The organism is Anoxybacillus sp. FSL W8-0104 (assembly GCF_038004465.1).
GTDB classification, from domain to species: Bacteria; Bacillota; Bacilli; order Bacillales; family Anoxybacillaceae; genus Anoxybacillus; species Anoxybacillus flavithermus_G.
In genome coordinates, this window is the sequence record NZ_JBBOQU010000001.1 from 2,469,651 (window position 1) to 2,494,350 (window position 24,700).

A 24,700-nucleotide genomic window follows, 5' to 3' on the forward strand; every position below is an offset into this window, starting at 1 on the left:
GTTACACCTCCGCTTTCAATTCTAAAATGAGATCGCGCAGTTCGGCAGCACGTTCAAAATGAAGAGCTTTGGCTGCTTCTTTCATTTCTTGTTCGAGTTTGGCAATAAGCGCAAGGCGCTCTTCTTTTGATAAATGACGGACATCTTTCGTTTCATACGCTTCTTTTTCTTCCGCGGCAAATGTCGCACGAATGACATCTGGAATGTCTTTTTGAATCGTTTTTGGCACGATGCCATGCTCACGGTTATACGCTTCTTGAATCGCACGTCGCCGCTTCGTTTCATTGATCGCAATTTCCATTGATTTCGTGATCGTATCGGCATACATAATGACATGCCCATTCGCGTTGCGCGCCGCTCGTCCAATCGTTTGGATGAGTGAGCGCTCAGAACGTAAAAACCCTTCTTTATCGGCATCTAAAATCGCTACAAGCGACACTTCTGGGATATCAAGCCCTTCTCGCAATAAGTTAATGCCGACGAGCACATCATATTTGCCTAATCGTAAATCGCGAATAATTTCAATTCGTTCTAGCGTCTTAATTTCCGAATGCAAATACGCCACTTGAATGCCGATATCTTTTAAATAATCGGTTAAATCTTCCGCCATTTTTTTCGTCAACGTCGTCACAAGCGTGCGTTCTTTGCGAGCGATGCGCTTTTGAATTTCATCGACTAAATCGTCAATTTGCCCTGCGATCGGTCGCACATCAATCGTCGGGTCTAACAATCCTGTCGGACGAATAATTTGTTCAACGACTTCTGGACAATGTTCAAGCTCATACGGACCTGGTGTCGCAGATACGTAAATCACTTGATTCACTTTTTGTTCAAATTCTTCAAACGTCAATGGCCGGTTATCGAGCGCCGATGGCAAACGGAAGCCGTGTTCAACAAGCACTTCTTTTCGCGCTTTATCACCGTTATACATGCCGCGAATTTGCGGCAATGTCACATGCGATTCGTCAATCACAATTAAAAAGTCGTCAGGAAAATAATCTAACAACGTATAAGGCGTTGAGCCTGGTGGACGCAACGTCAAATGACGCGAATAGTTTTCGATGCCCGAACAAAATCCCATTTCCTTCATCATTTCAATATCGTAGCGCGTCCGTTGTTCTAATCGCTGCGCTTCAAGCAATTTTCCTTGTTCACGCAGCTCGCGAAGCCGCTCTTCTAATTCCTTTTCAATATTTTCAATGGCCAGCTTCATTTTTTCTTCACGTGTGACGAAGTGGGATGCTGGGAAAATCGCCACATGTTCTCGCTCTGCCATCACATGTCCTGTGAGTGCATCCACTTCGCGAATGCGCTCAATTTCATCACCAAAAAACTCAATGCGAATACAATGCTCATCGCGTGAGGCAGGGAAAATTTCGACGACATCTCCGCGCACCCGAAACGTTCCGCGACGAAAATCAATATCGTTTCGTTCATATTGAATGTCGACAAGTCGGCGCAACAAATGATCGCGCTCGATTTCCATGCCGACGCGAAGCGAAACGACAAGTTCGCGATATTCTTCTGGAGAACCTAAACCATAAATACACGAAACGCTTGCAATAATAATGACGTCGCGTCGTTCAAATAGCGCAGACGTTGCGGAATGGCGCAATTTATCAATTTCGTCATTAATGCTTGCATCTTTTTCAATATACGTATCTGTTTGCGGAACGTACGCTTCCGGCTGATAATAATCGTAATAGCTGACAAAATATTCGACCGCGTTATGCGGAAAAAATTGTTTAAACTCGCTATACAATTGCCCTGCTAACGTTTTATTATGCGCAATGACTAACGTCGGTTTATTCACTTGTTGAATGACGTTTGAAATCGTAAACGTTTTTCCTGTTCCTGTTGCTCCAAGCAACGTTTGATGTTTTTTTCCTTGTTGAATCCCTTCGACAAGCTTCGCGATCGCTTTCGGCTGATCGCCCTGCGGCTTATAAGCGGATACTAATTGAAATGTGTCCACAATCGTCCCTCCACTTCATTTCTATTTTCATTGTACCATATGACGAAACCGAAAAGCGAAAAATACGAACAAATATTCTATGAAAAAACCTGCCCATTTGGACAGGTTTACGACTGTTTTTGCTTTTCTACCATTCGTTTCGCATATAAAAATCCGACGATGAGCGACGCTATATCAGCAACAATTTCATACAATTGATCGGTATATCCTTTCACATACGATGCTACGAGCAACGCGACAGTAAGCAGTGTACCGACATAATGGTTATACGTCACCCGCGTAAATAAAATAACTAGCAACGCCGGTACAATTAACGCTAACAAAAACCACATACTATCCCTCATCTCTTACGAATAACAGCCCGAGTTCGTGATGTTCCCCTTCAAATAAAGCCGATTGCGCAAAGCGAACTTCCCCGCTCTCGTTTAATACTTCTAGCTTACAAAATGCACGATTATGTTGCAATGCTGCGTAAAATTCATCTTCCGTCACGACCGGTATACCGTTTACCTTCACAATTACTTCTCCGACCGAAAGCGCCATTTTATGTGCTGGCGTATCCGGCAACACGCCTAAAATAACAAGCCCATTCGTTCGTTTTGTAAAATACGGAGGGCGCTTTTGTTCATACAACTTTGCTGATAAAGCAATCCACTCTCTCCATAAAATAGCCACAACAGCACTAACGATCGCAAGCGGCTTCAACCAGTAGCTGCCGATAGCCAATAAGCTAACAACCGATGCTAGCCAGCCGATACGCTTCGCTGTCCATTTCACTAAATAAATAGGCATTCCTGTTTGCACGCGTTGGGAAAACCCAAGTAAAAACGGCACGAGAACGAGCGAATACGTCTCACCGCCTGAAATGATCGGCCACCACGCTCCAAACGGCGTCACTCCCTCTCCTGGCACAGGAATAATAAAAGGTACGAGCCAAAGACGTTGCATCATTTGTTCACCGATGACAAGTCCCCGCTTGCTCGTTACAAGCCGCGGCGAGCTAAGCTCTGCTCCTTCACGGTAAACGAGCCACATTTCGACAAACAAAAGCAATCCGATTAAAAGCGCGATGGCAGTCACATTTGTTTCCGTCATATGCGGGAAAAAGCGCGCAAAAAATGGCTGTGCCCACTCCATTTGCGCAAAAAAACTAACGGTAAATATAACGATACTACCTACATATGCAGGCGATAACAGCCGAAGCTGCATAAAAAAACTGCATACGATCGTCACAATCGTCCAAAAAACGAGCGTATCATTCGGAATGACAAGTCCAACGCCAACGGTTACAATTGAAAAAACAATGGCAAGCCAACTGCGTGAGCGAATGAGTGCACGCAGCTCACGAGAAGAACGATAGACGCGCGTATGAAAATCCCGTCTTTCGCGTTGCACACGACGCCAGCCAATAAACCATGCAAATATGATTGCATAATATAACAACGGTTGTAACCAAAACGTTCCGAGCGCTTTTAACCACACAAATCCCCATGCTTCCATTTCCATCAACTCCATTTTTTCGGGTGGTCTATTTTGTATTGTAACAAATTTCAAGCATTTATTGTTGACGAAAATTCACTTTCTTTGCCGAATAAGCACTAGTTTTGTCAACATGCAAGGAGTTTCATAAAAAATGTCTAACTTTTTTCAACATATCATTCGGAAGGAGCGTGGGACAATGGAACTAAAGACGAGCGCGGTCGCGAAACGACTTGGGGTATCGACAAAAACGGTGCAACGGTGGGTAAAAAAGTATAACATTCCATGCAAAAAAAACGAGACAGGACATTATGTGTTTACGAACGAAGCGGTCGAACAACTAGAAAAATATAAGTTTCTCGGCATAGAGGAAGAAGAGAAGGAACATGTCGATTGGGAAGAGGTAGAACAACGTCTCAATGAACTCGAACGAAAAATTGACCAAAAAGCAGATGACGTTGTCTCGTTTCAACTATTGCAACATCGGCGAGAAATAGAAGACATGCTCCAATACATCCAACGGCTCGAGCAACGAATTGTTGACCTCGAACATCAACAACAAACGAAACTTGTTCATGAGCAACCAAAACAAACACGACGTGGCATTATTAGCCTCTTTTTATAATAGTTTCCCCCTGCCTTCAACATGGGCAGGGGGATATGTTTTATTTCGCAATGAGTTGCAATGCCCGTTTTAATTGCTCGTCGTATCGTTCGTCGCGAACGGCTTCCATCACTTTTGTTTGCAACATATTCGCTGTTTGTTTATCAATTTTTCCTGTCACTTGTAAGCCGTTTGCTTTTTGGAACGATTGAACGGCTTGCTCCGTTTGTTTGCTGAAGTAGCCATCTTCGCGACCCGGGTCAAAACCGAGACCTTTTAACATTTGTTGTGCGCTTTTCACTTGTTCGTTGTTCATGTCATATGCCAACGGCTTATCGATTTGAAGCGGATGAGCATAGAAAAAGTCAGGCTGTTTTACTTTCACATCTGGTTCAATGCCTTTTTGATGAATCCAATTTCCGTTCGGTGTTAGCCATTTATATAACGTTAATTTAATATGGCTACCGTCATCCATCGGCAACGCTTGTTGTACCGTCCCTTTTCCGAACGTTTTTTCACCGACAAGCGGATAGCCACCCGCTTCTTTTAACGCTGCGGCTAAAATTTCTGATGCCGAGGCGCTTCCGTTATCAATAAGCACAACAATTGGATAATCTTTTTTCTTCGTTATATTGGAGAAGAAACGTTGTTTATCACCATCACGTTCTTCAATTTGCATGTACGGTTTATCTTTCGGAACAAGATCTTTTAAAATATCTTCCACGCTTTGTAAATACCCTCCCGGATTGCCGCGCACGTCGATGATTAGTCCCGCGATTCCTTTTTTCTCGAAATCAGCTAACTTCTTTTTGAAATCTTCAGCTGTTTTTTCTGCAAATGATGTAATTTCAATGTAGCCAATTTGTTTGCCATTTACTTCTTTCATTGATGCATATACGGTTTCAATCGGAATTTCGTCACGAACGACTTCAATCGTTAAAACGCCGCTAACTCCCGGACGAATGACTTCTAAACGAGCGATCGTTCCTTTTTTTCCGCGAATTTTTAGTACCGCTTCATATAAGTCAAGTCCTTCTAAACTTTCGCCGTTCACTTTAATAATTTGATCGTTTGGACGAAGCCCAGCTTTTTCTGCAGGCGACCCTTTAAATGGGGCAACGATCGTCACTTTGCCGTCGACCATGCTCACTTCCGCTCCAATTCCTTCGAAAGAAGAATCAAGCGACTCGTTAAACCGCTCCGCTGTTTCTTTATCCATATAAACGGAGTATGGATCTTTTAACGTCGCAATCATTCCTTGAATCGCACCGTCAATGAGCTGCTTTTCATCTACGTTTTGAACGTATTTTTGTTTAATCATGCTGTATGCTTGTTCAATTTTTTGTAGTTCTTCGTTCGATGGCTTCTCCGTTGTTGTTGGGATGTTGATCGTCATCGTTGACGTATCGGAAGAAAGCGACTGCATCCCGACATACGTCACCCCAGATCCGAACAACATCGATAAAGCCATGAGTGCTGCGATTGTTTTTTTATTCATGTTTTGCCTCCTCACCCTTCGATACATGAAAGGCATCACACCGTGTGCGATGCCTGTTTGTTTTCATTATATGAATAGCTTGTACTGTTCATAACTGATGAAGATGTATTTATTTTACACCGAGCGTACCGTTTTCTCAACCAATACGCAAAAGCACAGCAGGCAAGCTGTGCTTTAAAACGGAACGTATTGCATTGGATTTACCGCATTCGATTTTGATGCATTCCAAGGCCCACGATGCAACTCAAAATGCAAGTGTGCACCAAACGAACGACCTGTGTTGCCCATATAGCCGATCATTTGACCTTTGCTGACGTTTTGTCCTTCACCAACAAGGCGGGACTCAAGATGGGCATATACTGTCGTGTACACTTGCCCATCAATATAATGCATGATAAAAATGACGTTTCCGTAACTCGGGGAATAGTATGAGCGGTAAACATACCCGTCAGCAGCTGCCACGACAGGAACGCTAGCACCACGCTTACCAATGTCTGCACCGTAGTGGAATTCACCCCAACGCGGGCCAAATGTCGATGTAATTGGACCGTTCGCTGGACGCATAAACGCCCCGTCAGATACAGGAGGCAAACTGCCACCGCTCTCTGATGACGATCCGCGGCTTGATAATGCTCGTTTCCGCGCTTCTTCCTGTTCTTTTTGGCGACGAATCATTTCTTGCAATTGGTTTTTCATCGCCGCTTCTTGTTTTTCAAGCAACTCTTTTTCTTCTTCTAAAGCGAGCTGTTTTTCTTCCTCATGTTTTTGCTCTTCTTTTAACTGTGCCATTAATTTTTCTTTCGCTGCAATTTGTTCGTTTAACGTTTGTTTTAACTTTTGTAGCTCATTTAGCTGCTCTTGCAAGCGAACTAAGTTATCGTTTAGTTCTTCCTCTTTCGCTTCCTTTAGCGCTTTATCTGCTTCTTGCTCTCTAATCATTTGACGGTCTGCCTCAAAAATGGTCGCAACAGCGCTCATTCGATCAATAAAATCGCTAAAACTTTTCGCACCAAGCAACACGTCTAAATAGCTGACAACTCCTCCGCTTTCTTGCAGCGAACGCGCCCGCTCTTTCAACAACTCATTGCGCTGCTCAATGCGCGCTGTGACTTCCTCGATTTCTTTGCGAAGCGCAACAATTTGTTGTTTCGTTTCTTCAATGTTTTGCTGTTTTGTACGAATATTGGCGCTTGTTTCTTCTACCGCTAAATCTAGCTTTTTAATTTCTGCATCTAATTGCTCTTGTTCTGCTTTCAATCGCTCAATTTCTTGTTGCGACTGTTCAATTTTATTTTCAATCGTTGACTGCTTTTGTTGTACATTTTTTATTTCTTCTTTTTTCTGTTGAATATCGCGCTTCGTCACCGCATGCGCAGGCGCAGCTACACTCGAAACAAGCAACATCACAGCGACAACAATCGTTCCCCATCTTTTTCGCACCGTAAACCCCTCTCTCTTTCTATACTTTTAAAAATCGTCTGACGGACATCATGCTTCCCCATATGCCGATACATGCACCTAATAAGACGAGCACAGCCGCCACTTGCCATGCAAACGGATAAAATGGGAGAAGTTGAAAAAATGTATCTTTTAATCTCGGGTACAATAAATCAAATATGTACGAATAGGCGGACAGGACGATGGCAATTGGCACAATCGAACCTAATACACCGAGCCATAGCCCTTCAAGGAAAAACGGCCAGCGAATAAATCCGTTAGTCGCCCCTACTAATCTCATAATCTCAATTTCACGACGACGGGCAAAAATTGTAATTTTAATCGTATTTGAGATGAGAAACATCGCCGTAAATAATAATCCGACAATGAGCGCCAATCCGACGTTGCGAATCGTCGTCGTTGCCGCAAATAGCTTTTCAATTTGTCCTTTCCCGTATTTGACTTTGCTGACAGAAGGCAAAGTTTCAATTTGTTTTGCGATTTTTTCTGTATCAAGCGGATTTTTTGCTTTCACAATAAATACATCGCTTAACGGGTTGTCTTGTTCAAATAGACGGAACGATTGACCATCTTCTCCAAAGCTTTCAATCAATTTTTGTAGCTCTTCATCTTTAGATGAATACGCCACTTTTTCCACGCCAGAAAGAGCTTCAAGCTTGGCTCGAAGCGCATCTTTGTCTGCGTCTGTTGCACTTAAATCAACATGCACACGAATTTCAACATCGCGCTCAATTTGCTTCGTTATATGTTGAATATTGAGCATAATGACGAGAAACACGCCGACAAGCAAAAGCGTCACCGTAACAGCACTAATGGACGCAAACGTCATCCAACCGTTTCGTCCGAGACTTTTAAAACTTTCACGAAAATGACGACGAAGGGTGTTAAGCCTCATAACCGTATTCCCCCTTCACTTCGTCGCGCACAATTTTCCCGCGTTCAATCGCAATGACGCGCTTGCGAATCGTATTGACGATTTCACGGTTATGTGTTGCCATGACAATCGTCGTTCCACGATCGTTAATTCGCTCGAAGATGTCCATAATTTCCCAAGATGTATCTGGATCTAAATTTCCCGTCGGTTCATCAGCAATAACAATTGCTGGGTTGTTGACGATTGAACGAGCGATCGACACCCGCTGTTGCTCTCCTCCAGACAATTCATCAGGGTAAAAGCGCGCTTTATGTTTTAGTCGCACTAAGTCAAGCACTTCCATGACGCGCTTGCGAATGTTTTTTGGCGATTCCTCAATAACTTCCAAAGCAAACGCGACGTTTTCATACACCGTTAACTTTGGAAGAAGCTTGAAGTCTTGGAAGACGATCCCGATATTTCGGCGAAGCAAAGGGACTTTGCTATTTTTTATATTCGCTAAGTTCACGCCGTTAATCATAATTTTGCCGCTTGTCGGATTCTCTTCGCGATACATCATTTTAATAAACGTCGATTTCCCAGCACCGCTCGGACCGACGACATATACAAATTCACCTTGCTTAATGCGAACGGAAATGCCGTTTAATGCGATCACTCCGTTCGGGTATGTTTTATATACATCTTGCATCTCAATCATAAGCAACCACCTAAGTATTCGATGTTTTTCTACATATTCCTGCAAAATTCTCGCCTTGTTCATTATATCATCATTTCCGACAAAAAGGGGGGCGAATTTTATTTACAGTTATATTTCAAGAGTGTTACAAATGAAAAGAGGATGCACAAAATCGCATCCTCTTACTTTTTCGCAGCTAACCATTCCGCTACTTTATCTACATCGTCGCCTTTGAGTAAGCCACCGGGCATGCCCCCGCGACCATTTGCGATAATATCTTTAATTTCATCTTGCGAATATTTTCCGCCTACTTTATCAAGCGCTGGACCGACGCCGCCTTCTAAGTTTTGTCCATGGCAGCTTGCACACGTTTTTTTGTAAACGGCTTCCGCTGCTGAAGCGGTATCCCCTCCGCCGTTTGCTGGTTTTTCGCTTGTGCTATCCCCCCCACCACAGGCTGCTAACACAATCGCTGTACCAGCGAATAAACTAAGTAGCTTTTTCTTCATACGTATATCCCCCTTGTAAACATTTTCATACATTTCTATTATATCGTATCATTTTTACGTTAGGCACGTTTAAATCCTTCCCCAAGCACTTCTGCTGCATCCATAACGACGACAAATGCAGACGGATCAATGGTTTTCACTAATTGTTTCAATTTTGTGAACTCACTTTGTGCCACAACGCACATGAGCATCGTGCGCTCTTTTTCTGTATATCCGCCGTATGCATGTAGTTTTGTCACACCGCGGTCAATTTTATGCAAAATCGCTTCTCGCACTTGTTCTTCTTTCGTTGTAATAATCATCGCCATTTTTGAATTGCCGAAACCAACTTGAACAAAGTCAATTGTTTTACTCGTCACAAATAACGCAATTAATGCATATAGCGCCCGTTCTAAATCAAACACAAACGCCGCTGTTAAAACAATTAAGCCATCAATTAAAATGACGCACGTCCCTAACGATAACCCTGTATATTTATGAATAATTTGAGCAGCTAAATCGGTTCCCCCTGTCGATGCGCGACCACGAAAAACAATGCCTAATCCTACGCCGACGCCAATGCCGCCAAATAATGCCCCAAGCAACGGATCATGCGTTGCTGGTGCCACATCATGTGTCAAATAAACGATAAACGGTAAAAAGGCAGTACCAACTAATGTTTTGACACCAAACTGCTTTCCGAGCAATAGCACACCTGCGATAAATAATGGAATGTTAAGCGCCCATTGTACGTACGCTGGCTGCCAACCGAGCGTCGCATGTAAAATCGTACTGATGCCGCTTACCCCACCTGATGCGACACGATTCGGAAGTAAAAATAAATTGAACGCAACGGCCACAACGGCCGAGCCGACAAGAATATATACGTATTCTAGCACTTTTTCAACGAATGGATTTGTTATGTTGCTTCTTTTTCGCATGCCTCTCACCTTCCTTTGTGAGTATAGCATGCCCGATATAGGAAGTAAATGACATCGAATTAACGCAATAATGATTTAATATAGTGAAGTTAATATAGGTCTCCCCGATTTCCAATCGCTTCGATGTAAATCATTTGCTCGTGGTGATCAATGCGGAAAAGAATGCGGTATGTGCCAACACGTAAACGGTACAAACTTTGTTGTCCTCTCATTTTTTTAATGTCTCCTTGAGGAGGGCTGTAAAGCAATCCCTGTAATGCTATAACTATTCGTTCTTGTACTTCTTTCTCTTGCTTAGCAAGAAATTTTACTGCTTCCTTACGGTAAATCAACTTGTAAGCCAAATTCACGTTTTGCATCACCACCAGTCACATATCCTTCATCTCCTTGTAACTGCCGTTTTTCTTCTTCTGTTAACAATGCTTCTTCTTCACTTACTTCCTCTACTTCATCCCACCATTTATGATCTTTTTTTGATCTTTGCAGTAAATGCAATAAAAATTCATATGCTGATTTTTGATCGGATTCGCTTAACTGTTCAATCATCTCATGAAGCACTTTTTTGTCTACTGCCATGCTATTCCCTCCTCGTATAGTATGTTTAGAAAGATTTTTAAATCGAATTTCCAGTTGGATATGCTCCTTGACAATCGCATATGTGTAAGTGATTTGCCCACGGGGGAGGGGCGCGCCCCTCCCCCGTGGATGGCACTACATCGGGGTTGGACTTTTCGCGATGTTCTTGGATAATGGTCTTAGGATCATCGGGGACACTCTTCTCTCTCCTGTAGCTTTGACTACTTAGAAAGTCTGTCTCCCCGGCTCCTGTTCGGACTTCTAACCCGCAGGCTGTTCCCGTTGGTTTCCCATGCTGGAAGGAGCAGCTTCCAGGCAGCCCATGGCCCAACGTGAGTTCTCATATGCGAGGGTGACTGGTCAACAGGCGCGGTCCGGGGGCATCCCGAAGAGTCCCAACCCCACGATCCTACTACGATTGGAGGTGATCTCATGAAACTCTACGTCGGGATTGACGTGAGCTCAACGGACTTATACACGTGTATCATGGATCAAGAAGGAAACACGTGCGCCCAATTCAAGGTGGACAATCATCTCCTTGGCGCGACCTTCCTTCGCGATCAAATCCTCCTGTGGGCCAACAAGCTCCAACCATCCGAAATTCTCATCGGGATGGAAGCCACTTCGGTCTACAGCTGGCATCCAGCGATGTTTTTCCACCAACAGGAGGAGCTGAAGTCTTGGAATGTCAAGGTGTTTACCATCAATCCAAAGCTCATTCGCAAATTTAAAGAAGCGTACACTGACTTGGATAAAACGGACGGCATCGATGCGTGGATCATCGCCGATCGGCTTCGCTTTGGCCGTTTGAAAGTGACAGCTGTCATGCAAGAACAGTTTATCGCCCTTCAACGGCTCACGCGCATGCGCTATCATCTCGTCCATCAGCTGACTCGGGAAAAGCAGTACTTCCTCCAACACTTGTTTTACAAGTGCAGTTCCTTTACCCAAGAGGTGGACAGCTCCGTGTTCGGACATGCCATCTTAGAGCTTCTTCTCGAGTCGTTTAGCTTAGACGAAATCAGTCAGATGGACGTGCAACAGCTCGCTGACTTCTTGCGCCAAAAAGGACGCAATCGCTTTGCCGATCCGGAATGCATCGCCAAGTCCATTCAAAAGGCGGCTCGTTCGTCGTATCGGCTTTCCAAATGTGTCGAGGATTCCATCGACTTGCTTTTAGGGCTATCGATTCAATCCATCCGTAGCCTTCAAGCGCAAATTAAAGAGCTAGATAAAGCGATTACTCGCCATTTGGAAGGCATCCCAAATACGTTACAAACGATTCCCGGCATTGGTCCGGTCTACGCCGCTGGCATCTTAGCCGAAATTGGACAAATCGAGCGCTTTGACAACCAAGCCGCCTTAGCAAAGTATGCAGGTTTGACTTGGTCTAAGCACCAGTCCGGTCGGTTCCAAGCCGAGGAGACTTCCCTCATTCGTTCCGGCAATCGCTATCTCCGTTACTACCTAGTGGAGGCTGCCAACTCGGTACAACGGCATGATGCGTCGTTTCGCACCTATTACCGGAAGAAGTATGAGGAAGTACCAAAGCACCAACACAAACGAGCCCTCGTCCTCACCGCTCGAAAACTCGTGCGTGTGATCGATGCGCTGCTACGCAACGGTCAAATCTACACGCCAAGAAAGGGGGAAGATCGATAGGGGTATCGATCTAACTGATTTTGCATTAAAACCCAGTTAATGACATAAGACAAGACTGGGCTTCTTAAGTATTGCCTTTTTTCGGGTCATCGGACAATCGAATTTCCAATTTCGATGATTTTTCACCTTGACATATTACCGCAGGACTTTCGTTATGTCCAGATTATCACGCTCTTTTTTTAGATGTCAATAATATACAACAAAAGGTGCCCATAACGGACACCTTACCCTTGTTTTAACTTCGAACGTAAATAGGCGTCAATAAAGACGTCTATTTCGCCGTCCATTACCGCTTGCACGTTTCCGACTTCGGTATTTGTTCGATGATCTTTTACGAGCGAGTACGGATGAAACACGTAAGAACGAATTTGGCTTCCCCAACCAATTTCTTTTTGTTCACCGCGAATTTCAGCAAGCTCCGCTTGTTGTTCTTCTAGTTTCTTTTGATACAACTTCGCTTTCAACATATTCATCGCTTTTTCGCGGTTTTTAATTTGCGAACGCTCCGATTGGCATGTGACGACAATGCCAGTTGGAATATGTGTAATACGTACAGCTGAATCCGTCGTATTGACGTGCTGACCGCCGGCACCGCTTGAGCGATACGTATCGACTTTTATTTCATCTGGACGCACGTCAATTTCAATGTTGTCATCAAATTCAGGTACAACTTCGCACGAAACGAACGATGTATGACGGCGACCAGAAGCGTCAAACGGAGAAATGCGCACGAGGCGATGCACGCCTTTTTCCGCTTTTAAATATCCGTATGCATTATGCCCTTTAATTAACAACGTGACGCTTTTAATTCCCGCTTCCTCACCAGGCAAATAATCGAGCGTTTCCACTTTGTATCCTTTTTTCTCCGCCCAGCGCGTATACATACGCAACAACATCGATGCCCAGTCTTGTGACTCCGTTCCACCTGCGCCAGGATGAAGCTCCAAAATGGCGTTATTTTTATCGTACGGTTCATTTAATAGGAGCTGCAATTCAAATTCGCTAAAGTCTTTCGATAGTTTTTTCGCCTCAGCTACAAGCTCTTTTTGTAATTCTTCATCAGGTTCTTCTTTGACAAGCTCGTATGTTACTTCTAAATTTTCAAATCGCTCTTCAAGTGAACGAAACTCGCCGACTAAATCTTTGAGCGCATTCGCCTCACTAATGACCGCCTGAGCCGCTTTTTGATCGTCCCAAAAGTCAGAGGCAGCCATTTGCGCTTCTAGTTGTTCAATGCGGGCTTCTTTCGTTTCGAGGTCAAAGAGACCCCCTAATATCCACTAATCGCTTAGCCATTTTTTCAAGCTCTTGCTTAATTTCTACTAAATCGATCATGTCCTTCACCTCAACCATTATTGTATGTAAACATCTCGGCGTACGCAACATAACGAAAGCGAGGGAATATCCCTCACGAAACTTACGCAAGGAAGCCCCTGCCTTTAGGCACGGCGAGGAATTGCACCTTACGCAAGTTCCGCCACCCCCTTTCCATAAGCATATCCGTCAAATCGCTGAATGACTTGGACATATCTATAATTTATTCCTTGTGCGATACGCTTTCCGTCCTTGCCTTTAATATCGAAACTTCCAGTCTTTCTACATGCGACTTCGCCAAACCAAACGCCTTGATATTTCCCTCTTGGGACAACAGCCTTAACCATGTCCCCTGTTTGAAAACCAAAGAAGAATTTTTGTCTTGCAAGATAACCTCTTGGGAAGCCATATCTATCTAGGTTTGTACGAGAGCGACTACCACGCCCTTTTGCCTTGATAAATAACACTTCTTTTGTTTTGAAATATAAGTGATTTGTTGTGCTTTCGCCTACACAACAAGCGTCAAAATAATGTGTTTTCGGCAAGTCTAAACGAATACGATTCATTTTTGTTCGTGCACCTGTTCCACACTCGACATCTAATCCTGTCTGCTTTAACACTTCATACACTTTCCATCTTGTCGAGTTGATAGCACTTGTATCCTTTAATGATTCTTTGACTTGCTTTTGAATGTGCGGATACCCGAATTCTTCTGCTGTCTTACTTCCTTTGCGCTGATTACAGTCATGACAGGCAAGACATAGGTTATCCACTCGGTCTGTTCCACCTCTCGATTTTGGAATGATATGCTCCACTTCAAGTGGAACATTTTCTTTTCCGCAATAACAACACTTCCGCCCAAACTTTTCAAGCAAATACTCCCGTACTTCATATCCTTGTAGCGTGCCTTGTTGATACTCTACACCATTGATTTCAGGATTTCGCATGAGTTGCGTGTCGAATTTGGCATTTTCGTATGATATATACCCAATGGGGCATAATTTCTTTAGGCGGTTAACCCATGTTTGGATATTTTGCACGCGACTCTCTAGTGATGGCGGCAACCACCCGTCTTTTCTCCTACGATTAAGAAAACGTGGTTTTCTGTATCTTGTTTTTCGATTTCGTCTTGCTCGACGAAAAGCACGCCTTTTATCTATTCTTTCCTTGATGTCTGTGCGATGGTCAAGTTGCCCTAACCATACCACTTCTTGTCCTCGCAAAATCGCTAATCCTGTATGCCTGCTTCCATAGTCGATTTTTAGCCGATATGTTGCTTTAATTTCTGATTCGTCTACAATTTCTGATTCGTCTACTGATTTTTTCAAGATGATGGTAAATGGAAATCGCCTGTAAATCGCCGCCTTCCCTTGTTTCAACAGCTTTCTTGCAACTGCTTCGTGACAAGGAGCAAGCGGACGTTTGTTTGTGTCTAACACAAAAACCATAGGGTTCTCCCCTTTCCTCTGCATAAAGCAGGTCATATTCTCCTCGACCATGTTATAGATGCTTGTTATGTGCAAGACACTAGCGCTACCCACCACGCTTGTTTAACCTTGCACGACAGAGGAACGGGCTGGAGAAGCACCCGAACGTGTCATGACATCTATAACGTAGGCTCTGTTTCAAGCCTTGGTCTGGTCAACATGGGGCTTACAAGCCCATGACTTTAGTCATTGGGTTGTTGACTTATCGTCCGCAACAATGTTTATATTTTTTTCCGCTTCCGCATGGGCACGGATCATTTCGGCCGACTTCCACCGCTTTTTTCACCGGCTTACGTTTCACTTCTTCGCCTTCTTTCGGGTGGACAGCTTCTCCTTTGGCTACTTCTTGTCGCTCTAAGTTGCTTTCGATTTCTGCTTTCATAATGTAACGCGCAACTTCTTCTTCAATAGAAGCAATCATCGCTTCAAACATCGCATACCCTTCCATTTGATATTCGCGCAATGGATCAATTTGACCGTACGCACGTAAATGGATGCCTTGACGAAGCTGTTCCATCGCATCGATATGTTCCATCCATTTCATATCGACCGCACGCAACACGATGACGCGCTCAAACTCGCGCATTTGCTCGGACGGAATGCGGCTTTCTTTTTCATCGTAACGTATACGTACTTTATTCCAAATGAATTCAATCATTTCTTCTGGATCTTTGCCGCGCAAGTCGTTGACAGTCACATCTCCTTCTGAAAGGAGGTTCGCTTGCACATAATCAACAATCGCTTGCACATTCCATTCTTCTGGCATTTCTTCATCTGGTGTATGCGTACGCACGACGCGCTCGATAACCGATTGAATCATTTTTTCAACAATGTCGCGCAAGTTTTCTGAGTCAAGCACTTGGAAACGTTGACGATAAATAATTTCGCGTTGTTCGCGCAATACATCGTCGTACTGCAATAGTTGTTTACGCGCATCAAAGTTGTTTCCTTCCACGCGTTTTTGTGCCGACTCGACCGCTTTAGATACGATTTTACTTTGAATTGGCTGTGAATCGTCCATCCCTAAGCGATCCATCATCGCCATCATATTTTCTGAGCCGAAGCGACGCATGAGTTCATCTTCAAGCGACAAGTAAAATTGCGATACCCCAGGGTCTCCTTGACGGCCGGAACGACCACGCAATTGGTTGTCGATGCGGCGGCTTTCATGACGTTCTGTACCGATGACGGCCAAACCGCCAAGCTCGCGCACACCTTCACCGAGTTTAATGTCCGTTCCGCGTCCTGCCATGTTTGTCGCAATCGTTACTGCCCCTTTTTGACCAGCTTGCGCAATAATTTCTGCTTCTTTCGCATGGTTTTTCGCGTTTAATACGTTATGGCGAATGCCGCGCTTCGTTAACATGCCCGATAACAATTCAGACGTTTCAATCGACACCGTACCGACGAGAACAGGTTGTCCTTTCGCATGACGTTCTGCGATATCCTCAACAACCGCACGAAACTTTCCTTCCATCGTGCGATAAATTAAATCTGGACGGTCATCGCGAATGACTGGTTTATTTGTCGGAATAACGATGACTTGCATATTGTAAATGTTACGAAACTCTTCTTCTTCTGTTTTTGCTGTTCCCGTCATCCCCGCGAGCTTTTCATACATGCGGAAATAGTTTTGGAACGTAATCGTCGCAAGCGTCATCGATTCGTTTTGAATTTCAAGCCCTTCTTTTGCCTCAATCGCTTGATGAAGCCCATCGCTATAGCGACGTCCGCGCATGAGACGGCCTGTGAACGGATCGACGATGACGATTTTTCCGTCCTCAACGACGTAATCGACGTCGCGCTGCATCACAACATGGGCACGCAACGCTTGACTAATATGATGGTTTAACGTCACATGTTTTAAATCGAATAAGTTGTCGATTCCAAACGCGCGCTCTGCTTTGTTCATTCCTTCTTCCGTCAGCTGCACGCTTTTCGTTTTTTCATCGTACGTATAATCGACATCTCGTTTTAGTGTGCGCACAAATGCGTTCGCTTGAATGTACAATTTTGTTGATTTTTGAGCCGTACCTGAAATAATGAGCGGCGTCCGCGCCTCGTCAATTAAAATGGAGTCAACTTCGTCAATGATCGCATAATGAAGCGGGCGTTGCACCATATGTTCTTTATAGAGCACCATGTTATCGCGCAAATAGTCGAAACCAAACTCGTTATTCGTTCCGTATGTAATGTCGGCGTTATAAGCCGCTTGCTTTTCTTCACGCGACATACTGTTTAAATTCAGTCCAACAGATAAACCTAAAAACTGATACAGTCTGCCCATTTCATTTGCGTCGCGACTTGCTAAATATTCGTTGACCGTGACGACATGGACGCCTTTTCCAGTTAACGCGTTTAAATATACCGGCATCGTCGCTGTTAACGTTTTTCCTTCCCCTGTTTTCATTTCAGCAATGTTGCCTTCATGAAGGGCGATGCCCCCCATCAATTGCACTTTATATGGATACATGCCGAGCACGCGTTTTGCAGCTTCACGAACGACCGCAAACGCTTCGACAAGTAAATCATCAAGCGTTTCGCCTTTTTCAAGACGCGCCTTAAACTCTTCTGTTTTTTGACGCAACTCGTCATCAGAAAGCTGCGCCATTTGTGGACCGAGCGCATCAATTTCATTTGCGATTTTTTCTAATCGCGCAATTTGCCGTTTATTCGGGTCAAACACTTTTTTCAACATTCCAAGCATATGAAAACGCTCCTTAATTATAGAATCACTAATCTACATGATATCATTTACAGGAAAAGGTGACAACTCATACGGAAAAGGGAGATGGGGAAAAAGAAAAAGCCAGCATCTTCGCTGGATTACACTTGCGACTGTAGTTGTTCAATGGAGGCTTCCACTCTAAGCAAACGTTTATTTAATGCATAAATTTCAAATCCTTTTTCATCGATCTTTTTATAAATGTTTTGCAGTAATGTGTGCACGTCATTCGCCAGTTGAACTTCGAGACGATGCACCGTTTCTTTGACTTCGTCTAATTGTGTTTCAACGCGTGCAAGGCGCTTCTTGACATCACACATTTCTTCCTCGAGGCGACTAATCCGCTCATTTGTTTCTTCCATTTTTTGTTCAAGCGCCACTAATCGAGCCTCCATGTTTTCAAAACGCTGATCGATTTGAGCGAATCTTTCATCAATCTGTGCAAACCGCTCATCAATCTGCGCAAATCGCTCGTCAATTTGAGCGAATCGTTTATCAATCTGTGTAAACCGTTCGCGCACTTCTTGTTGGAAGGACAAAAAGTTGTTCTCGATGCTTGTCAACTTCGCCAAAATTTCGCGTAAAATCGCTTCCACCCTTTTTCACCTCCTTTCACATTATACCACCCCCTGTCTCGATTCGACAGAGGGTGGTAAGATTAGTTCGCTTCAATTAAGCCATATTTGCCGTCTTTTCGTTTGTAAACGACGTTTGTGCGGTTTGTTTCTGCATTAATAAAGACGTAAAAGTTATGGCCAAGCATGTTCATTTGCAAAATCGCTTCTTCGCTATCCATCGGCTTTAAGCTAAAACGTTTCGTACGCACAATTTCAAATTCTTCTTCCTCATGCTCTCCTGTTGCCACAGGAGCTGTTGTTGTTAGCGTGACACCATTTGCTTCTTTTTCGCGCATTTTTCGATTTACTTTCGTTTTATGTTTACGAATTTGGCGTTCGAGTTTATCGACGACCAAATCGATTGCCGCATACATATCGTCATGGCGCTCTTCGGCACGCAACACGATTTGTGGCATTGGAATAGTGACTTCAATTTTCGCCTGCTTATCATTATATACTTTTAAGTTAACGTAAACAGTAATTCCTTCGGTTGATTCGAAATAACGCTCTAATTTCCCGATTTTTTTCTCGACATACTCTCGAATCGCTTGTGTAACCTCGATGTTTTCTCCGCGAATGTTGTATTTCATACGCTGCTCCTCCTTTTATGAAAGGTTAGTTATTTATTTCTACAATTCCCTACAAAACTCCTTCTCAATCGTCACATTTTTTGTGAAAAAATGATGAACAAAACAATGGATAATTATGCTACAATTTATAGATGATGAAAAGCGTTCCTATTTTTTATCCAGGTGTTATCGCATGCGTAAAGTGTACATATTTGAAGCAAAAAGCGGCGATGTGCTCGCCGTTGATATTTACGGACCAAACGGTGCAGTTTTGCTCGCTAAGGGGGTTAAACTGACCGACTCATACATTCGCAGACTGCTCGAAGATGGCATTCGTTATATTTATATTCACGATATTTTTACATTTGATATTGAAGAAAAGCCAATGATTAGTCCGATTGTGCGGCAACAAGCAGTAAAAAAAGTGTACGAAACGATGACGGAACTAATCGAAGGACAAAAGGCTGCCCAGCGCGTGTCTTCGCTTGACCTCGGACAAGAATATCAAAAAATATTTAAAGAGATTTTAGACTATTTATTAAGTCGAGAAAACTTGCTCATTAACTTATCTGACCTTGTCATTTCAAAAGGATATTTCTTTCATCACTCGGTTAACGTGGCAACAATCGCAGGTGTTATCGGATTAGCGAAAGGATATTCATCGCAACAATTGCTTGATTTGGGCGTTGGCGCGTTTTTATTTGACATTGGTATGACGCAAATTCCAAGCGCCCTTTTGGGAAAAAAAGGGCCGCTTAGTCCTGAAGAACGTCGAATCGTTTCCCATCATACTGAACTTGGATTTGAATTACTAAAAAAACAAAACAACGTTTCACCGTCATCCGCTTATTGTGCACTTCAACATCACGAGCGTTTTGATGGGAGCGGCTATCCACATCAAGCAGCTGGCAAATACATTCATGAGTTCGCGCGCATTATCGCCATCGCAGACGTATTCGACGCGCTCACTTCTCCGCGTGACCATCGGAAACAACACTCGCCGCACGAAGCAGCTGAATATTTATGCGCAGCCGGCAATACGTTGTTTGACTATGAACTCATTAAAACGTTTTTAAAATATGTCGCCATTTACCCGCTCGGCACAAACATCGTATTAAACACAGGATATCGCGGTGTCGTCTCAAACATTTTCCCTGAATATCCGCTTCGCCCTGTCGTTCGCATTTTACAAAATCCAAACGGGGAAGTGCTGAAATCACCGTTTGAAATTGACTTACGAAAAGAAGTGAACGTCACGATTGTCGAAGCGTTTTAAACTACAAAAGGTGCGATTCGCTCGCACCTTTTTATTATTGCTCAATATACGGACGAAGATGTTGCATCACACTTACTTTCCACGCTTCAAATGCTGGTGCTAAATGGTTTTCAACGACTTGTTGCTTCGCATTCGTATCGTGCAACTTTCCGTCTAATTTCCACGCCTCATCGGCTACCGCAGAAAAACGAGCAATTTCCTCTAACACCGCGCGATCATCCGCAAAAAAACGTGCGAGCGAACTCCGATTCGTCTCATCAATTTGACCGAACGCCATAAAAATATCCGCAAGCACAACATCCCCTTGCGTTCGCTCATAGTTCGTAAAACTTTCACATACATACGCAAATCCTTCTTCAATCGTCTCTAAAAGCGCCACGTACTGTTGGATAACTGCTAATTGTTCATGCGATAATTTCACCATTTTCATACCTACCTTTTCTTATCATAAAACATGCCATCAATAGACAGTGGTTCATATGGATGGTTATAATGTTTGACAACCGTTTTCGTTTTTTTCGTTTGCTTTAAGTCGAACTGAATTTGCTGCTTCAATTGCTGTAACTTTTCATCAATCTCGGCATTCAATGCTAATATTTCTTGCCCCATCTTCCGCTCTTCCGCTGTCAAAGAAGAAGGGAGCTTCGCAAGCAACCGCTCCCTCTCCTCAAGCAACTGCTCAATCCGCGCGATCACCTCATCGCGTTTCTCCTTCGATACAGGCTCTCGCAACACATTCGCAAGCTGCCTCGTCGCTTCCAACAGCGTAAAAACAACGCTCATCACGCTTGTCCACCTTGCGCATATTGACGTTGACGATTGATTTGAATGACTTGCTTCCACGTATCGCGAAATTCTTTCACGTACCCTTCGACTTCCTCTAAAATGGACATATCGCTTTTAATATTTGCTTCAACAAGACGGCGATATATATAGTCATACATCGTCATCATCGACTTTGCCACTTCATATTCCATATTGAGCGTCACCATCAGCTCTTGAATAATTTTTTGCGCTTTTAATAAGTTTGTGTTGCGTGCTTCAATATCTTTCTCCTCGATCGCTTTTTTCGCTTGCGCAATAAACTTTAAGCAACCGTTGTAAAGCATAAGCGTTAATTCCCCAGGTGACGCCGTTTGTACCGCATTCGTTTGATATGATTGATACGGATTATTCATCGCCATGTTTGTTACCTCCTAAATTATTGTGCTCCACCGCCAAAGGCGTTCATAAGATACATGCTTTGCGAGTTCGCACGTTGTACCGCTTTTTCCATCGCGGAAAACTGCTTCCAGTATCGGTCTTCCACTCGTTTTAATCGATCTTCTGCCTCACTAATGCGTGTATCAATATCGAGAATATTTTTCCCGATAATATACTGGTTCACAGTTTTTAACGTATTTCCTGCTTTATCCTCAATACTTTTGATCGTCTTTTTTATTTCATCGCGCAGTTGCAAAACGATGCCTTTGTTCGCTCCTTCGCCATTGTTGCTGAAGAGACGATACACCGCTTCTGGATTTTCTTCAATTTTTTGTTTTAACTTCGCTTCGTCAATAATGAGCTTTCCGCCTTCTAAATAGTTTGCTGTCGTCGTGATGCCGATTTGGGCAAGCTGTTGAAACCCTTTTGACGCGGCTTCGACTTTTCGATACAACGCTTGGCGCATGCTAGAAAGGGCGTTTGACAAAATCGAGTCGCCGCGCAAAATGCCGCTTCTCGCTTTCTCTTCCCACTTCTCCGCCTGCTTTTCCGTCAACTGCTCACGCTGCTCATCCGTCAACGGCTGATAATCACGATAACGAGTTTCTTTTAACTTTTTATTGATCTCATCAATCGTTTCATTATATTTATCAACGAACGATTTAATCGAGTTAAAAATCGCATCCGTATTTGTTGTTGATGAAATCGTTACCGTCCCGGTATGCGTGTTTTTCAACGTATACGTCATACCGTTAATCGTAAACGTGTTCGACGGACGCTCTGTCGTAAGACCGTTAATTGTAAATATGGCGTTTTGTCCTGTTCCTGCATCTTGTTGTAAAATATTTTCCCCCACTTGAAACTTTAGCTGGTCTTGTAAAAAAACTTGCCCAGCTGTAATTTTAATTGATGAGCCTTCGCCTGTTTCGTTTTTCGTAATGACCATCTTTTTTGTATGTTCATCGTAAAACGCGCGCACGCCTAACGTCGCGTTGCTGTTTAATTTATTAATAAGCGTATTTAACGTATCTGTATTCGGATCGATTGAAATGCTGACGGTTTCTGGCGTCGTACTTCCCGGCTTTGTCACTTGAAACGATAAGGTCGTTGGTACGCCGTCAAACTGACTGGCAAGTGAAGCATTTACGTCTACTGCTCCGTCAGATTTGTTTTTGTTTTTAATTTCTCCCGATGTCCATCTTGCTGCGGTTGCAAGTTTCTCAATGTTGCTAATCTCAACTGTTTGATTTGACGCGCTCGGCGTGCTTGTAGCAGTGACGATATTTTCGTTTGAGCTCGTCACTTTTTTCTGTAAAAACGTACTTTGGCGCATGACACCGTCGAAAATATGTTTATCTAATGCGTCTAATAAACGGTTCATATCGCGATATGCGTCGCGCTGCCACTCAAGCAATTGCTTTTTTTGTTTTAATTTATCAATTGGCGCACGTTCGACTTTCATTAAATCGCCAACGATTTTATCAATATCCATGCCGCTCGCTAAGCCACCGATACGCATTGTACTCATGCCCTCTCACCATCCTCTCAAATTTTTCGATCAACAATCAACCCGACAAACTTCATCATCGCCGCGTACATATCTAGCAATTTTTTCGGCGGAATTTCGCGCACAACTTCTTTTGTTCGATCATCAATGAGTTGAACATAATACTCTTTTAAATCTTCATGTACCGCAAATTTTAGCGACGTATGGCTCGGCTGTAAAAATTCATTCATTCCTTTGACGATTTCTTCAAGTTTTTCTTTTGAAATTTCTTTTGAAGTACGCTCTTCTTCTTGTTTTGCGTTCATTTGCTGTACAGTGGTTTGCTCTTGTTTTTGCTGCTCTGCTGGACGCTCCGTCGTTGTTTTTTCATGCATATATGTGGAAGAAAGAGAAGAAGAAATACGTTCAATCATCACCGTTCACCCCTTTGACATATACGTTTCTACTGTTTATATCGGTTAGAAAAGAAAAATATGAAGTCATTTCGTACATAAACAAACGAGAGTGAAACAGCGAAATGAAAAATTAATCCTATTAATCGACATAAAAAGAGGCACTAGCCAAGCTAATGCCTTGTTGTTAAGCATGCAGTTAATTAACAATATTACAGGCAAGTCAAAGCAGATGAGATAATAATTTTTACCCAAAATTTAAAAAGTGCCAACATTAAAGTTTATACTGTCACCAAAAGCCCCATTTTCAAATTTGAATGAAACGTAATACAAGCATTTTTGTTAATTAAGCATCTCTACTTCTTTCAAATGTTGCCAAGCTTTTGTAATGTGCTTCTCTTTAAATATCTTCCGTTTCCGTTCGTTCCAATTGTGGATTTCTTCAACGATTGACTGAATATCATCTTTTATATCTGGATTTTCCTTAACAACCCAATGTACAGTTGAAAGCAATTCTAGCCCATATGGAGTTTCAAACCCTTGAATAATATCCCTTACTCTTTTTAAGTGCTTATAGGCTTCGGAATCGTCCATCAAATACTGCTCCGCTTTTTGGACTGCATCTGGTATTAAGTAAATTTCTGCATCTCTGCTGCGATCGCCAAAACCACGAATAAAATGGCCATCTAAGCGCAATAATACATGATTTAAATTGTCTGCATATGGACCATATTTGCTTTTTTCAAATCTTAGTTTAAGGGGTTCCCCTACTGCTTGGAGAAAATACGCTAACTTTTGCACTTCAAGCAAAGATAGCCGATAACCTGGAATGGAGTAATCATTCATTAGCATAAGAAATAATGCTCTAGATCTTGTCATTTTCGGTTTTTCCGTACGTATCTTTATTTGGTCAGGTTTAGGGCTTCCTGCAGGCTCGTATAAATGTACTTCCACATCTTGTAGATGTTTAAAAGCTGCTTCAATTTTAGGACGTACTTCATCCCATCTCAGCCCTCCATTACCACAGCCAAGCGGAGGAAGCGCAATTGATTTTATATTTAGCTCCTTAACTACCTTTACTAAATCCACTAACCCTAACTCTATATCTTCCATCCGGGATTTATATTTCCAATGGCGTTTTGTAGGAAAATTAATAATATATTTTGGGTTTAACAACGATTTAGTGGAAACGACATGCATTTTGCCTGGCTGTACTTCCTTGCGGCGGCAAGCCTTTTCATACTCTGAAAACATTTCCGGGTATGCTTGCTTAAATTGCAGAGCGATTCCCTTCCCCATCACTCCGACACAATTGACCGTGTTCACTAACGCTTCTGCTTCATCTTCTAAGAGGTTGCCTTGTTTTAGGATGATCATTG

At 43.1% G+C, this 24,700-nt stretch carries 25 protein-coding genes; 3 read left to right on the forward strand and 22 right to left on the reverse strand.

Translation table 11 applies throughout. The features are described from left to right. Position 1: 1 nt before the first annotated feature. The 3 genes from uvrB to NST18_RS13210 all read right to left on the reverse strand — a co-directional run bounded on the left by uvrB (position 2) and on the right by NST18_RS13210 (position 3,475). Positions 2–1,975 carry an excinuclease ABC subunit UvrB gene (gene uvrB, locus NST18_RS13200; protein WP_004892577.1) on the reverse strand — a complete coding sequence of 658 codons (1,974 nt, stop codon included), beginning with the start codon at positions 1,973–1,975 and terminating at the stop codon, positions 2–4. 107 nt (positions 1,976–2,082) lie between these two features. Then, positions 2,083–2,307, reverse strand: a complete 225-nt coding sequence (locus tag NST18_RS13205; RefSeq protein ID WP_004892581.1) for a CsbA family protein — start codon at positions 2,305–2,307, stop codon at positions 2,083–2,085. A gap of 1 nt (position 2,308) precedes the next feature. Continuing rightward, entirely contained in the window at positions 2,309–3,475 is a 1,167-nt protein-coding gene (locus NST18_RS13210; RefSeq protein WP_035018927.1) for a PDZ domain-containing protein, read from the reverse strand. A 178-nt stretch (positions 3,476–3,653) separates the two neighbouring features. On the opposite strand from NST18_RS13210, the gene NST18_RS13215 reads away from it, so the two are divergent. Then, complete coding sequence (locus NST18_RS13215; protein ID WP_035019275.1) at positions 3,654–4,079, forward strand: MerR family transcriptional regulator; 426 nt, start codon at positions 3,654–3,656, stop codon at positions 4,077–4,079. Positions 4,080–4,119: 40 nt separating this feature from the next. On the opposite strand, the gene NST18_RS13220 is transcribed toward NST18_RS13215, so the two are convergent. The 8 genes from NST18_RS13220 to NST18_RS13255 all read right to left on the reverse strand — a co-directional run bounded on the left by NST18_RS13220 (position 4,120) and on the right by NST18_RS13255 (position 10,569). Then, a complete protein-coding gene (locus NST18_RS13220) occupies positions 4,120–5,556 on the reverse strand; it encodes a S41 family peptidase (protein WP_340721523.1) in 1,437 nt (478 codons plus the stop codon). Between the two features lie 174 nt (positions 5,557–5,730). Then, the gene (locus NST18_RS13225; protein ID WP_004892591.1) at positions 5,731–6,996 is read right to left on the reverse strand and encodes a murein hydrolase activator EnvC family protein; all 1,266 of its coding nucleotides are present in this window, start codon (positions 6,994–6,996) and stop codon (positions 5,731–5,733) included. A 19-nt stretch (positions 6,997–7,015) separates the two neighbouring features. Next, positions 7,016–7,909, reverse strand: coding sequence for a permease-like cell division protein FtsX (gene ftsX, locus NST18_RS13230; RefSeq protein WP_004892594.1), 894 nt, complete (start codon positions 7,907–7,909; stop codon positions 7,016–7,018). Further along, entirely contained in the window at positions 7,899–8,585 is a 687-nt protein-coding gene (ftsE, locus tag NST18_RS13235) for a cell division ATP-binding protein FtsE (protein WP_004892597.1), read from the reverse strand. Before ftsE ends, ftsX begins: the two co-directional genes overlap by 11 nt. A gap of 161 nt (positions 8,586–8,746) precedes the next feature. Next, entirely contained in the window at positions 8,747–9,073 is a 327-nt protein-coding gene (cccB, locus tag NST18_RS13240; protein WP_004892600.1) for a cytochrome c551, read from the reverse strand. Positions 9,074–9,132: 59 nt separating this feature from the next. Next, positions 9,133–9,993, reverse strand: coding sequence for a YitT family protein (locus NST18_RS13245; protein WP_004892603.1), 861 nt, complete (start codon positions 9,991–9,993; stop codon positions 9,133–9,135). Between the two features lie 89 nt (positions 9,994–10,082). Next, positions 10,083–10,343, reverse strand: coding sequence for a type II toxin-antitoxin system RelE family toxin (locus NST18_RS13250; protein WP_035019276.1), 261 nt, complete (start codon positions 10,341–10,343; stop codon positions 10,083–10,085). Continuing rightward, entirely contained in the window at positions 10,312–10,569 is a 258-nt protein-coding gene (locus NST18_RS13255; protein WP_004892607.1) for a hypothetical protein, read from the reverse strand. Before NST18_RS13255 ends, NST18_RS13250 begins: the two co-directional genes overlap by 32 nt. A 432-nt stretch (positions 10,570–11,001) precedes the next feature. On the opposite strand from NST18_RS13255, the gene NST18_RS13260 reads away from it, so the two are divergent. Next, positions 11,002–12,231 (forward strand): IS110 family transposase, encoded by a 1,230-nt coding sequence (locus NST18_RS13260; protein ID WP_064214420.1) that lies wholly within the window; start codon positions 11,002–11,004, stop codon positions 12,229–12,231. Positions 12,232–12,455: 224 nt separating this feature from the next. Here the strand turns inward: NST18_RS13260 and prfB are convergent. The 5 genes from prfB to hpf all read right to left on the reverse strand — a co-directional run bounded on the left by prfB (position 12,456) and on the right by hpf (position 18,964). Next, positions 12,456–13,563, reverse strand: a protein-coding gene (gene prfB, locus NST18_RS13265) for a peptide chain release factor 2 (protein ID WP_128357012.1) whose coding sequence is annotated in 2 segments (ribosomal slippage) — positions 12,456–13,490 and positions 13,492–13,563 — 1,107 coding nt in all. Because the reading frame shifts where the segments join, the coding sequence is not laid out codon by codon here. A 131-nt stretch (positions 13,564–13,694) separates the two neighbouring features. Continuing rightward, positions 13,695–14,993 (reverse strand): RNA-guided endonuclease IscB, encoded by a 1,299-nt coding sequence (iscB, locus tag NST18_RS13270; RefSeq protein WP_088223515.1) that lies wholly within the window; start codon positions 14,991–14,993, stop codon positions 13,695–13,697. A 241-nt stretch (positions 14,994–15,234) separates the two neighbouring features. Next, positions 15,235–17,739 (reverse strand): preprotein translocase subunit SecA, encoded by a 2,505-nt coding sequence (secA, locus tag NST18_RS13275; protein WP_088223516.1) that lies wholly within the window; start codon positions 17,737–17,739, stop codon positions 15,235–15,237. A 119-nt stretch (positions 17,740–17,858) separates the two neighbouring features. Continuing rightward, a complete protein-coding gene (locus NST18_RS13280; RefSeq protein WP_004892615.1) occupies positions 17,859–18,353 on the reverse strand; it encodes a hypothetical protein in 495 nt (164 codons plus the stop codon). Positions 18,354–18,415: 62 nt separating this feature from the next. Next, positions 18,416–18,964 carry a ribosome hibernation-promoting factor, HPF/YfiA family gene (gene hpf / locus NST18_RS13285; RefSeq protein ID WP_004892618.1) on the reverse strand — a complete coding sequence of 183 codons (549 nt, stop codon included), beginning with the start codon at positions 18,962–18,964 and terminating at the stop codon, positions 18,416–18,418. A gap of 172 nt (positions 18,965–19,136) precedes the next feature. Between hpf and NST18_RS13290 the strand changes: the two genes are divergently transcribed. Further along, the gene (locus NST18_RS13290) at positions 19,137–20,219 is read left to right on the forward strand and encodes an HD-GYP domain-containing protein (RefSeq protein ID WP_004892620.1); all 1,083 of its coding nucleotides are present in this window, start codon (positions 19,137–19,139) and stop codon (positions 20,217–20,219) included. 34 nt (positions 20,220–20,253) lie between these two features. Here the strand turns inward: NST18_RS13290 and NST18_RS13295 are convergent, their stop codons facing one another. The 6 genes from NST18_RS13295 to darG all read right to left on the reverse strand — a co-directional run bounded on the left by NST18_RS13295 (position 20,254) and on the right by darG (position 24,698). Then, entirely contained in the window at positions 20,254–20,643 is a 390-nt protein-coding gene (locus NST18_RS13295) for a hypothetical protein (protein WP_035018930.1), read from the reverse strand. Between the two features lie 8 nt (positions 20,644–20,651). Beyond that, on the reverse strand, positions 20,652–21,002 hold the full coding sequence (locus NST18_RS13300) for a flagellar protein FliT (RefSeq protein WP_004892626.1): 351 nt from the start codon (positions 21,000–21,002) through the stop codon (positions 20,652–20,654). Continuing rightward, complete coding sequence (gene fliS / locus NST18_RS13305) at positions 21,002–21,403, reverse strand: flagellar export chaperone FliS (protein WP_004892629.1); 402 nt, start codon at positions 21,401–21,403, stop codon at positions 21,002–21,004. Before fliS ends, NST18_RS13300 begins: the two co-directional genes overlap by 1 nt. A 17-nt stretch (positions 21,404–21,420) precedes the next feature. Continuing rightward, positions 21,421–22,950, reverse strand: coding sequence for a flagellar hook-associated protein 2 (locus NST18_RS13310; RefSeq protein WP_035018932.1), 1,530 nt, complete (start codon positions 22,948–22,950; stop codon positions 21,421–21,423). Between the two features lie 17 nt (positions 22,951–22,967). Next, entirely contained in the window at positions 22,968–23,342 is a 375-nt protein-coding gene (gene flaG / locus NST18_RS13315; RefSeq protein ID WP_064214402.1) for a flagellar protein FlaG, read from the reverse strand. A gap of 321 nt (positions 23,343–23,663) precedes the next feature. Continuing rightward, positions 23,664–24,698 carry a type II toxin-antitoxin system antitoxin DNA ADP-ribosyl glycohydrolase DarG gene (darG, locus tag NST18_RS13320; protein WP_340721525.1) on the reverse strand — a complete coding sequence of 345 codons (1,035 nt, stop codon included), beginning with the start codon at positions 24,696–24,698 and terminating at the stop codon, positions 23,664–23,666. Between the last annotated feature and the right edge of the window lie 2 nt (positions 24,699–24,700).

Excerpts from the sequence above, each read along its gene's own strand:
- NST18_RS13205 (WP_004892581.1), bottom strand. The coding sequence starts at position 2,307 with ATGTGGTTTTTGTTAGCGTTAATTGTACCGGCGTTGCTAGTTATTTTA.
- NST18_RS13210 (WP_035018927.1), bottom strand. The coding sequence starts at position 3,475 with ATGGAAGCATGGGGATTTGTGTGGTTAAAAGCGCTCGGAACGTTTTGG.
- NST18_RS13215 (WP_035019275.1), top strand. The coding sequence starts at position 3,654 with ATGGAACTAAAGACGAGCGCGGTCGCGAAACGACTTGGGGTATCGACA.
- NST18_RS13220 (WP_340721523.1), bottom strand. The coding sequence starts at position 5,556 with ATGAATAAAAAAACAATCGCAGCACTCATGGCTTTATCGATGTTGTTC.
- ftsX (WP_004892594.1), bottom strand. The coding sequence starts at position 7,909 with ATGAGGCTTAACACCCTTCGTCGTCATTTTCGTGAAAGTTTTAAAAGT.
- ftsE (WP_004892597.1), bottom strand. The coding sequence starts at position 8,585 with ATGATTGAGATGCAAGATGTATATAAAACATACCCGAACGGAGTGATC.
- cccB (WP_004892600.1), bottom strand. The coding sequence starts at position 9,073 with ATGAAGAAAAAGCTACTTAGTTTATTCGCTGGTACAGCGATTGTGTTA.
- NST18_RS13245 (WP_004892603.1), bottom strand. The coding sequence starts at position 9,993 with ATGCGAAAAAGAAGCAACATAACAAATCCATTCGTTGAAAAAGTGCTA.
- NST18_RS13255 (WP_004892607.1), bottom strand. The coding sequence starts at position 10,569 with ATGGCAGTAGACAAAAAAGTGCTTCATGAGATGATTGAACAGTTAAGC.
- NST18_RS13260 (WP_064214420.1), top strand. The coding sequence starts at position 11,002 with ATGAAACTCTACGTCGGGATTGACGTGAGCTCAACGGACTTATACACG.
- iscB (WP_088223515.1), bottom strand. The coding sequence starts at position 14,993 with ATGGTTTTTGTGTTAGACACAAACAAACGTCCGCTTGCTCCTTGTCAC.
- secA (WP_088223516.1), bottom strand. The coding sequence starts at position 17,739 with ATGCTTGGAATGTTGAAAAAAGTGTTTGACCCGAATAAACGGCAAATT.
- hpf (WP_004892618.1), bottom strand. The coding sequence starts at position 18,964 with ATGAAATACAACATTCGCGGAGAAAACATCGAGGTTACACAAGCGATT.
- NST18_RS13290 (WP_004892620.1), top strand. The coding sequence starts at position 19,137 with ATGCGTAAAGTGTACATATTTGAAGCAAAAAGCGGCGATGTGCTCGCC.
- NST18_RS13295 (WP_035018930.1), bottom strand. The coding sequence starts at position 20,643 with ATGGTGAAATTATCGCATGAACAATTAGCAGTTATCCAACAGTACGTG.
- NST18_RS13300 (WP_004892626.1), bottom strand. The coding sequence starts at position 21,002 with ATGAGCGTTGTTTTTACGCTGTTGGAAGCGACGAGGCAGCTTGCGAAT.
- fliS (WP_004892629.1), bottom strand. The coding sequence starts at position 21,403 with ATGGCGATGAATAATCCGTATCAATCATATCAAACGAATGCGGTACAA.
- NST18_RS13310 (WP_035018932.1), bottom strand. The coding sequence starts at position 22,950 with ATGAGTACAATGCGTATCGGTGGCTTAGCGAGCGGCATGGATATTGAT.
- flaG (WP_064214402.1), bottom strand. The coding sequence starts at position 23,342 with ATGATTGAACGTATTTCTTCTTCTCTTTCTTCCACATATATGCATGAA.
- darG (WP_340721525.1), bottom strand. The coding sequence starts at position 24,698 with ATGATCATCCTAAAACAAGGCAACCTCTTAGAAGATGAAGCAGAAGCG.